This is a genomic window from Aporhodopirellula sallentina SM41 (assembly GCF_000346505.1).
In the GTDB taxonomy this organism is placed as follows: Bacteria; Planctomycetota; Planctomycetia; order Pirellulales; family Pirellulaceae; genus Rhodopirellula; species Rhodopirellula sallentina.
This window is the reverse complement of the sequence record NZ_ANOH01000124.1, coordinates 1-9,766: the sequence shown is the minus strand read 5'-3', so window position 1 is coordinate 9,766 and position 9,766 is coordinate 1. Positions and strand designations below refer to the sequence as shown.

Below are 9,766 nucleotides of genomic sequence, written 5' to 3'. Positions count from 1 at the left end.
GACGATGTGTTCGTGATTGATGCGCGGTCGATCGAATCTCAATGTGTTCTCCGGCGTCTTGGCATCAAGATACTGCTCGTTCAACCCCGCTCGATTTCCGATAACCATCGGTTGCAACGGAGTGGCGGTGGTGGGCGTTCTGGCAATGGTAAATCAACTCCCGCCACCCGCTGAACCGTAACGTTCTGCTAACAGATGACTGCTCGAATTCGATGCAACGCTAAACCGTTCGGCGAACTTTTTTCGTGTAACCGCAGCGGCACGCCGATCGAATGGACACCAACAGATTTCGCTCAGCTTCCATTGGAATTCTCGATCGTGGGCGATATTGAACGTCCCGTTTTCCAGGCGGCTAAGACGATACTCGACATCATCGCTCAACCACGCCGGATCGAAATGGCAGCGTTGAGCTTCGTAAGGCGCAACTCCCTTGCGTTCGCAGAATGGATTTCAACGTTTGAACTCGAACACGCTTGCTTCGATGACACGGTGGACTCGTCCGTCTATATCGCGACATGCTTGACCGACTTCACGCCTCAAGCGTTGGCCTATCCAGCGATCGGCTGCGTTGGCAATGGATACTGGAAGCTGAAATTCAGAATGCGTAGATTTGACGTTGTGCAGTTGATAGTTGATGATGCGCCGTAGACCACGTCGTCCAAAGCGAAGCAGAACCATGGGTTGCACACGGAGTCGGGCTTGCGGGCATTTTCCAGGTGGTGAATCAACACTCCCGACCCGGTGAACCCCGCCGTTATCCGACTGGGTGCGCCCGGTACAGCTTTCGCGATTGTGACGTGCGAACGCATGAATCCCTACGAAGCACCATCATCAATCAACGATGCCGAGCCTGTACCGAGGGTTGGTCTGACGTCGCCACGCTGGCTGGTCGTCAGCCTGATTGCTACCACTATCGCGTACGCTGTCATCCCCGTTCTGCTTCTCTCATCCACACCTGGCGACCGCTTCTACGGCTACTTCTATTTGCCGATCACTCTTCTGCTTGCTGTACTCATTATCTGTATTCTGCGTTCTCTGTCGTTTTCGCGCGTTATTGCGACTGCTACTTGCTTGGCACAATGCCTGCTCGGCACATGGCTGACGTGGAGCCACGGGTTCGGATACACTACTACCTGGTTTGCCATCGTTCCCACGATTGCCATTGGCGGCGTTTCAATTACCTGCTTGCTCCGACCATTTGCCACTGAACTTCACGACGGCGGATAACCATGCCGTGCACCGGAGCGGCGGCAGCGCGTTTTCTGATGGTTAGTTCTACTCTCGCCGCCCGGTGACGGCTGCCGTTATCCGATTTAATCATGGCTTCATATCAACAACTCGACCATTGGCTTGTGGCAAACCGGCCCGATTACCACCGGGTACTTCAGCCCCCAGCTACTGAAGCCGAGCTGACCGCAGCGGCCACTGCGTACGGGTGCATACTGCCCAAGGAGTTCGCCGATCTCTACCGATGGCACAATGGTCAGCAACCCGGCGACTTTACCGAACTGCTCTTAAACCTGACGTTCATGACGTTGCGCGAGTCCATGGAGACCCACACTATGCTCACGGACATGGCCCCGGCCGAAGGTTGGCCGTCCGAGCACTGGCAGGCCGCTTGGCTTCCCTTTTTGGATAACGGCGGTGGCGACCATCTGTGCTATGTTGTCAGCGATGGGCACGGCTTCACACCGGGACAGGTGATTTGGTTTGACCACGAGGGTGACGAATCACATGAGGTTGTCCATGAATCGATGCTTGACTTCCGTCGCGATCTGTACGACCGAATGCTGAATGATCGACTTGAACTGACCGGATAACAATTGGATGCACGACGAGTCGGCGAGTCGTGGTTCTTGAAGTGGTAGATCTTTCGCGCCGACCGCGTGATCCGTGACGTTATCCGACTGAATGTGGCGTTCCTAAGGCAATTTGCACCTGGCTAATTTCGATGCTTTACCCAAGACTTCGTCATCTGCAAACACGCTCCGATATGTCGCGAGAATTTCAGGCGTGCTGGTTCTCGGACTATCCTCCCGCAACCGCGGACAACCTTCGACGGTTGTCAACGAAGCACCCGTGGATACCCAATGATTACCTAGAGTTCCTCCGCAATACCGATGGCGTGGTGCTCGAAACGTTCGTGTTTTATGGCACCGCCGATGGACACGATTTTCCAATGTCAGGTCGCGGCTACTACGTCGATCCCTACGGACCTGATGATTGGATCGCTGTTGGCCATGACGCTGCTGGCGATGGTCTGCTGATTGGTCGTTCCGGCGGCGTCGCCTCCGTCGGAAGTGATCCGCCTCCAGACAACCCTGTTCCCGTGTGCGATACATTCCACGAACTGATTGAAAGCGTATGCTGCGGTGAGAGGTACTCGGGATATTTCGGTGGTGGCCTTGATGACAGTGATTGGTCAAACTACCTGACAGCACGTGGATGGCAAAATGGCGGATAACCATGGCGTGCACACGGAGCGGGGTTTGCGGCCGGATTTGAAATGGACAACTTTACTCTCCCCGCCCGGTGACGCCGGACGTTATCCGGCTACTAGATGAGACCAAGATTCAGCATCTTTTTCTTGCTCGGAGTAACCACTCTGGTTGCTCTATCCTTTACTTCGCTATCAGATAGTTACGATCCATACCATCAGCGAGTGTTGGGTGGACGGGGGCTCAAATGCGAAAACGGAATTGCAGGCGTGGAATACGGAATTCGCCGGCATAAAACCAACCCCAAACTTGACCGTTTGGACTTCGTCGTTTTTCAACGGAGCCACGGAGTTTCTTCCCAAACGTGCAACATATCGCTGCGGCGACTTAATGACCCCAATGATGAGCTTATCGTTTTGGAGCCGGGCCAGATTGAGATTCAACCATCCGCACAAACCAACCTTCACGAAATAGTTGACGGAAGGCACAGAACCGTGGATATCAAAATTGCGCCGGACGTTTTCCTGGATTATATCCAATCCGGCAGTGACAACCCGTCACTGGATGGACTGATTGAGTTTGCCAACAACTACAAGGCCGCCGGATAACAATGCGTTGCTACGGAGTCGGGCTTGCGGCCTGGATTGGTGCGATTCAGAATCTTTACCCCCGACCCGCAGAACGCTGGCGTTCTGCGAATTAGGTAACGCACACTTTCTGGAGCTCACATGAGATTGCTGGCATTTCTCCTCTGCTGCGTAGGGTGCACACTTCTGCCCGCTGACGAGCAGCGATTCATAACGGTCACTGCGACTGGCGAAGTAAATGTGATCCCTGACGAAGTAGTGCTTGAACTTAATGTTCGCACGCGCGAGAAGAAGCTATTGGATGCCAAACGAAAGAGTGACTCCGTTTCACGTTCCCTGCTACAGCGGCTCAGCGACCACAAAGTCCCCAAAGCCGACATAAAGCTGGACGACCTAGAAGTTACACCGTACTACGGAGAGTATGGAGAACGCCAAGAAACACCGATTGCGTACAACTATTCGCGATCAATCTTGGTTCGGCTGACGGACTTCGACAAGATCGAAGTACTTTTGGCTGACGCTTTCGATAAGGGACTTACAAATGTCTCACGCATGCAATTTCGCGTTAGCAGTCAGCGAAAGCATCAGTTTGAGGCGAGGCGGTTGGCGGTAACACATGCGAAAGAAAAGGCTGAACACCTGACGGAACTTACTGGCATGAAGCTTGGGCCGGCACTGCAGATCGAGGAGCACATTGAGTACAACGAAGCTGCTGCTGACTTTTTTGCGGTTGCAGATGCGGCTCAAACGGGCAACAAAACTGTGAACTCACTTCACGGCAATAAGTACACTTTTGTTGTGCAACGTGATGACGCCAGTGCAGAGTCCCTGAAACTCAATACGCCTGGTCAAGTTTCCATTTCAGCTGACGTGACAATTAAGTTTGAGATGCTACCCGCGAAAAACGCAGAACCATGACATGCACGGGAGGACGGCTTGCGCGGTTTTCGAAGTGGAGAGTCTTTCGTCCGTCCCCCGTGATGTCTACCGTTATCCGACTGAAGTTGACGACCTTGAATGAACGCTGATCGCAAGCCTAGCCGTTTTAGATACTCGCTGCGTTCATTCCTGATCGCAACCACCGTCGTTACCGTTGCCGTGTACCACTGGAATGTTTCGCGCCGCTTGCGCGAGGCCGAAATGACCGTTGCAAAGCTTCGAGATGAAACGGGTCGCCTCAACATTGAAGACAACAGCCTCGTCAATGTTATTGCCGTTGAATCTGGCGAATCGAACGTATGGCGTTGGCGTATGTTCGTGCCCAAGGGGCACAAATACATGTGGCACGTGGCGTCTGAAAGGATACCGTACGGAAAGATACCCGACCGAGCTGGCAGTTCAGGCATTTCAAATGCACGATACTGGGAACGTGACAACGAGGTTCTTGTCACTGCTCGCCTCACAGAACTTGCCGACGGAAACTACTCGCTTTCGGTTTCATCACGAATTGGTAACTCGGACGACCAAATGGCTGGCGCGTCTATCGTTTTTCCCTCCGATCACTTGGCCTGGACCCAGGAGCACCCATCCCAACAGGTTGACATCGCCGGAAGAGCGTCGCAAGCCACATTTGATCCTTCCCAGCCATTTATGCTATTCTCTAAACGTCCGATGGCGGTACTTCCGAACGGTGACACTGATTTCGACTTCGGGCTGACTCATGGCCTTGCGATCTGGCTCGAACCTAAGTAGTCCAAGCGGGCGGACAACCATCGCGTGAACCGGAGAACGCGAGCTAAGCGATTTGGCCGTTAAAAACTTTTCCGCGCGTTCCCGGTTACGCAATACGTTCGCCGACTGAAGTAGTCCAATGTGGCCTGAACTGAAACCTGGTCCGCTCTACGTCATCGAGGTTGACGGAGCAGTCCTCGCCGAACTCACGGACCCTTCGTGGAGCGACATGTTTTGGTGTAACTACACCTTGCGTCCAACTAATGATGAGTCGGATGCGGCACTTCACAATCCGAGCCTTTGGAACGAAGTCCTTTTTGCTGTCCGACATGTGCGGACACAGACCATTGTTGAGCACTGCTTTTCCGGTGGGTTTGATCTATACTGTCAGAGAGAAACGGATCGCCTATCTTTCCGTTCACTGTGGCCGAGGTACGAAGACGCACTAAACCCACCAGGAGTGATTTCGCGTATGCTCGATCGCTATTGGCGGTGATGCGTTCGCAATAGAATCCGGCACATAAGAGCGGCGAACCATGCGATGAACCGAAGTCGCGGAGTTGCCGTTTTTGACAATGGAAAATCAATCGCCGCGACTCGGTTATCGCGGCCGTTATCCCGCTTGTGCAGTCGCTACTCATTATTTCGAAATTTGAAATGAAAATAATTATACTCTCAACATTCTTTTCACTCCTGATCTTCAACAATTTCGTTTGTGGGCAAGACCGGGAATTCTCCCACACCGAAATATCCGTTGACGTCGAATCTTTGGAGATTGGAAAGAGTTTGGCTGACACCAAATCTCTAGGCTTCGATTCTTGGCTGAATGTCTTCAATAATCAGAATTGGTCTCTGTTGCATTCAAGTGAATCTGAATACTTCTACTGCGCAATTTTTCGCCATAAACATCACGTGATTATTTGGTTCACCGACCGTAAAGATCTACTTAAACAATCGTCATTTGGAGTGTATTCAAATGATTTTAAGCCAGAGCGACCTGACCGCATTGCGAAGATCGGCCCATCCAAATGGGCTGTGGCAGAGCGTAAGATTGATTGGCCAACCGGTGGCTTAACGGCGACTGATAACGCAACCGTGCTCGAAATTGACCACTCCCTCGATGGATGGTTGCAGGTTCAGGTTGGCGGCACCGACACGACAAGACAACGCCGTGAAATACTGAAATGCGAGATCCCTTGGAACAAAGACGCGGGATAACAAAACGATGAACCGAAGCGGCGGAGTCGGGCGGTTTTTGGGATGGAAAATCTAATCCCGCCACTCGGTTATCGTAGCCGTTATCCGACTAAAGAGCCATCTTGTTGAACGACATCAACACACCCGGTGACTTCGATGCTGCTCTCCTCGCTTCGACGCAAGACGCGCTCCGAAAGGCAAACGCAAACGCAACGCGATTGCTCGCACGTCATCCAGACGCTTCACTAAATGCGATTTCCCGCCAGATCGGCAACAGGTGCACGGCTCGCGGATTGGTGATGCAAGTCTATCGACATGCACTCGCAAATGACTGTTTGCGCGACACTGCTATCGACCTGCTTTATCGGAAGATACTTCAAGAGTTTCCGTCCGGCTGGACGACCGAGGGGACAGTTAGGCCGACCGTTAAGATCGGTTCATGGTATAGTCACATGGTTCAATTCGCTCCGTCTGCGGGCGTGTCAGAGATAGCCGAGGCAATCGTCCGCGACATGGCTATCAACGACCCACCGCCGACTGGTTGGATTCCTGCTGACTGCAATGACACATATATTCTAAAGCTGTTCAAACGTCATTGGCCGACCAAATAGAATCGGATAACCATGGCGTGCACACGGAGCGGGGCTTGCGGCCGGATTTGAAATGGACAACTTTACTCTCCCCGCCCGGTGACGCCGGGCGTTCGCCGGCAGAAATCGATAGCGTACTCCATTGCTCCGCTTTCGCTTGACTCCCCGCAATTTACGGGACATGACGACTGATCGCATAACTCCACGTCAAACATCTCGCTCCGACACGAGCCACAACGGAATTACTCTGCAATCGCTTCGTCGGTTTACAGCGACGTTTGGCTTATGGGCGCTCGGCGTTGTCGCGATTGGCGTGACTGCGATATTTGCCGCGCGTAGCTCGGACCGCATTCGCTTTTGGCTTGGCGTTACCGCCTTCGTTGTTTTCATCCTCTACGGGCTGTATGATCTTGGATTGTTCCACGGATGATCTTTGCTCGGATGCGTGTGCGACAAGAGGCGGCGAACCATCGGTTGTACCGGAGCACGGCTTGCGGGCGTTTTTCAAGTGGCAAATCAACCGTCCGTGCCCGGTAAACCGTAACGTTATCCGACTGAAATGCGATCATCAATTGCCATCGCCTAAACCACCCCATTCCGCCAAAACGAACTTGCCTGTCCTTTTTACGCAACAACTGAGACTGACATGAGCTGGAGAACTGGCCTTTCCATTTACTTCGACATTCTTCAATGTATCGACAAACACGATTTGGATCCGTCGCATAGCATCGACCTAAAGGCGGACCTACTTCGCGTTTTCCTCGATCACGATATCGACCCGTGTGGACTTGACGATGATCCAGTCCTTGGGCCGATCTCCGCGCGTCTCTCGGAGATTGACAAGATTCGCGAGCGATGATCCCGCATGTATGATTCGTTCAAAATTGCCCGAGACTCTTCTCTGTATTCCATCGGGCATAGCGATGTTGCGAAGCATACGGCGGATAACCAGGACATGCACCGGAGTGGCGGTGGTTAGCTTTTTCGTTTTCTTGCAAGTCGTTCGCCGCCACCCGGTGATGTCTAGCGTTCGTCGACTGACTGAGGCATTCCTTTGCGCCGCTTTCGACAGTATTCACTACGCACTCTATTGATTATTCCGCTGATGCTGGCGATCACGACTGTCTACGTGCGTTACAACTATGAGCGCGACCGCGATGCTGTTTCACAATTGGGACCGACACACTATTTCTCTCATGTCGACGATCCGGTCTTCACTTCTTTAGGGCCACATGTCATCGGCTACTACGAATGGATGGGGCCTGCGTTTCTAGAGTCGCCGATGCGACGATACAACATTCCTTGGTTTGACAGAGTCACACGGATTCACATTCTTGATGATTCGCGCGTTACAAACGATTCACTGACGGCGGTGACGGATCTGTCACATTTATCGCAACTCTGGATCAGTGATGCGACGTTGCCTCGTGGCATGTACAATGGAGCAATTGATGGAGACGTCACCCTCGTGCTGTACGACTAACCGACGCAATCTGACGAGCGACGAACCAGGCGATGGACCGAAGTCGCGGGTAAGGCGTTTTGACACGGATACTACATTGCCGCGACTCGGTCATCGCGGACGTTCTGTCGACTAATTGATGTCCGAATCTGACACCCAATTGCGGCCAATGACCGACAGTGAGTTCAACGAATGGACGGACGTTCGCGCACGTGGCATCCGTTACTTTCGCCGAAAGTGCTTCGTAATCAATACAATTGTCGCGGCCGTCGGAATCTTGGTTCTTGCTGTTGTCAAATACACCGAATTTACACCGCTATGGGTTCGCTTGATGTTGCCGGACGTTGTGATTCCGTGCATGATCGGCTTACCGTTTCTATTGCACTTTTTCTTCACACCGATGATGTGGCAATCGCAAGAACAACAATATTTGCATACATTGGACCTTCGAGTTAAAAAAGACAAAGCCGCGTCACGGGGCGTGTAAGAAGCGACAGAACCATCGCATGCAACGGAGCCGGGCTTGCGAGTTTTCACGAATGGATCATCAACCTTCCCGGCCCGCTGATGCGTGCCGTTCCCCGAGTTGTAATGTCGCGATCTTTCGTCCTGTTTTCGTTGGTTGCGATTGTTTCGTGCTCACATTCCAGCCGCAACATGGACAAACCCACAATCGAATACAACGGCCAGTCTTTCCAACTGCAAGAATCCTTCGAGAGCTATGATGATTACAAAAACTCTTCAGCGCCTCTTGCATTGGCAGACCAAGAGCGCGCCGCAGAGGCGCTGATTTCATGTCCTGTGCCTTCATCGTTGGCATCGTCGCAACAGCTGGTTGGAGTTTTGGCGCGGACGCATTTTCCGGGATTCGCGTATGGGAATACGTCCGGCGCCGACCCAAACGACCGGGCGGCGTTCGTCGGTGGGCGACTGGAGATTCCGTTTCGATCGTCGTGGCGATACTTCACCTACAAACGCACTGATGACGGGTATGTATTGATCGACGACACTGTTGATGAGTCGAGTGAGAGAGTGTTTCAGGTGCGGATGAACGGACGCACTTTGGAATATCTGGGGCTGGAAGGTGACTTGATTTTTAACCGGCAGATTGCGGGTGACTGAACGCATTTCCGGGGAACCATCGGATGCAACGGAGGACCGGTGGTCAGTTTTTACGAATGGATGCTCAACTCCCGGTCCCCGCTGATCCGGGACGTTCGTCGGACTGAGAGAATCGTTTGCGAGATTGGCTGATTGGATACATCGAACACGCATTCGCTGGCGTCACGCTGGGTGATGGCACAACGCTCTACGAGGCGGCATTCCAATCGGACTACGGCTTTGACCAACGCGAACTAGCACTCTCCGAAAACGCCGAGAGAATCGATTGGCGACGGGTTCCGTTTGACGATCTATATTCTCGGAACGACGCCATATTCTTCATGAATTCATACGGCAAGAGGTTTTACTCCCCCGCGATCATGCGCGCTGTACTGACTGCCGGGATGCGCGATGGCTTGATGTATGAGGCGTTCATCTTCGATTTGGCTGGCTTCGTTCACGCAAAGAAACAAGAAGACATTCCGTTCACGACGCTGTACGATACAAATCAACGTGCTGCGTTCGTTCGGTTCTGCAAATTTGCCGCGTTCAATGCCCCTCGGGAATTCGGGCGTGACGACCCGCTGAAGATTCTCAAACGTATTCGGGAGCTCGAACCCGCACCCAATGGCCGACGAACCAAGCGATGAACCGAAGTCGCGGAGTCGTCGTTTTTGACAATGGAAAATCAATCGCCGCGACTCGGTTGTCGCGGTCGTT

Annotated in this window: 11 protein-coding genes; all 11 read left to right on the top strand. The window is 52.8% G+C overall.

The features are described 5' to 3' along the window. Positions 1 to 195 precede the first annotated feature (195 nt). The 11 genes from RSSM_RS08245 (at position 196) to RSSM_RS08170 (ending at position 9,696) form a co-directional block, all read left to right on the top strand. On the top strand, positions 196 to 648 hold the full coding sequence (locus RSSM_RS08245; RefSeq protein WP_008676531.1) for a hypothetical protein: 453 nt from the start codon (positions 196 to 198) through the stop codon (positions 646 to 648). A 159-nt stretch (positions 649 to 807) separates the two neighbouring features. Beyond that, the gene (locus RSSM_RS08240; RefSeq protein ID WP_044301801.1) at positions 808 to 1,227 is read left to right on the top strand and encodes a hypothetical protein; all 420 of its coding nucleotides are present in this window, start codon (positions 808 to 810) and stop codon (positions 1,225 to 1,227) included. A gap of 92 nt (positions 1,228 to 1,319) precedes the next feature. After that, complete coding sequence (locus RSSM_RS08235) at positions 1,320 to 1,820, top strand: SMI1/KNR4 family protein (RefSeq protein ID WP_044301799.1); 501 nt, start codon at positions 1,320 to 1,322, stop codon at positions 1,818 to 1,820. A gap of 131 nt (positions 1,821 to 1,951) precedes the next feature. Continuing rightward, positions 1,952 to 2,464 carry an SMI1/KNR4 family protein gene (locus tag RSSM_RS08230; RefSeq protein ID WP_160168114.1) on the top strand — a complete coding sequence of 171 codons (513 nt, stop codon included), beginning with the start codon at positions 1,952 to 1,954 and terminating at the stop codon, positions 2,462 to 2,464. 702 nt (positions 2,465 to 3,166) lie between these two features. Then, entirely contained in the window at positions 3,167 to 3,943 is a 777-nt protein-coding gene (locus RSSM_RS08220; RefSeq protein WP_173401844.1) for an SIMPL domain-containing protein, read from the top strand. Positions 3,944 to 4,042: 99 nt separating this feature from the next. Further along, entirely contained in the window at positions 4,043 to 4,717 is a 675-nt protein-coding gene (locus RSSM_RS08215) for a hypothetical protein (protein ID WP_044301796.1), read from the top strand. A gap of 636 nt (positions 4,718 to 5,353) precedes the next feature. After that, a complete protein-coding gene (locus RSSM_RS08205) occupies positions 5,354 to 5,914 on the top strand; it encodes a hypothetical protein (protein ID WP_044301792.1) in 561 nt (186 codons plus the stop codon). Between the two features lie 1,623 nt (positions 5,915 to 7,537). Next, entirely contained in the window at positions 7,538 to 7,966 is a 429-nt protein-coding gene (locus RSSM_RS08185) for a hypothetical protein (protein ID WP_144059651.1), read from the top strand. 118 nt (positions 7,967 to 8,084) lie between these two features. Beyond that, positions 8,085 to 8,432, top strand: a complete 348-nt coding sequence (locus RSSM_RS08180) for a hypothetical protein (RefSeq protein WP_044301781.1) — start codon at positions 8,085 to 8,087, stop codon at positions 8,430 to 8,432. Positions 8,433 to 8,602: 170 nt separating this feature from the next. Next, positions 8,603 to 9,067, top strand: a complete 465-nt coding sequence (locus RSSM_RS08175; RefSeq protein WP_044301779.1) for a hypothetical protein — start codon at positions 8,603 to 8,605, stop codon at positions 9,065 to 9,067. Positions 9,068 to 9,183: 116 nt separating this feature from the next. Continuing rightward, positions 9,184 to 9,696, top strand: a complete 513-nt coding sequence (locus RSSM_RS08170) for a DUF6714 family protein (RefSeq protein ID WP_008676508.1) — start codon at positions 9,184 to 9,186, stop codon at positions 9,694 to 9,696. The last annotated feature ends 70 nt before the right edge of the window (positions 9,697 to 9,766 follow it).

Bases quoted from the DNA above. Each gene is read 5' to 3' on its own strand.
- RSSM_RS08175 (WP_044301779.1), top strand. From the start codon at position 8,603: ATGGACAAACCCACAATCGAATACAACGGCCAGTCTTTCCAACTGCAA.
- RSSM_RS08205 (WP_044301792.1), top strand. From the start codon at position 5,354: ATGAAAATAATTATACTCTCAACATTCTTTTCACTCCTGATCTTCAAC.
- RSSM_RS08215 (WP_044301796.1), top strand. From the start codon at position 4,043: ATGAACGCTGATCGCAAGCCTAGCCGTTTTAGATACTCGCTGCGTTCA.
- RSSM_RS08235 (WP_044301799.1), top strand. From the start codon at position 1,320: ATGGCTTCATATCAACAACTCGACCATTGGCTTGTGGCAAACCGGCCC.
- RSSM_RS08230 (WP_160168114.1), top strand. From the start codon at position 1,952: ATGCTTTACCCAAGACTTCGTCATCTGCAAACACGCTCCGATATGTCG.
- RSSM_RS08220 (WP_173401844.1), top strand. From the start codon at position 3,167: ATGAGATTGCTGGCATTTCTCCTCTGCTGCGTAGGGTGCACACTTCTG.
- RSSM_RS08180 (WP_044301781.1), top strand. From the start codon at position 8,085: ATGTCCGAATCTGACACCCAATTGCGGCCAATGACCGACAGTGAGTTC.
- RSSM_RS08240 (WP_044301801.1), top strand. From the start codon at position 808: ATGAATCCCTACGAAGCACCATCATCAATCAACGATGCCGAGCCTGTA.
- RSSM_RS08245 (WP_008676531.1), top strand. From the start codon at position 196: ATGACTGCTCGAATTCGATGCAACGCTAAACCGTTCGGCGAACTTTTT.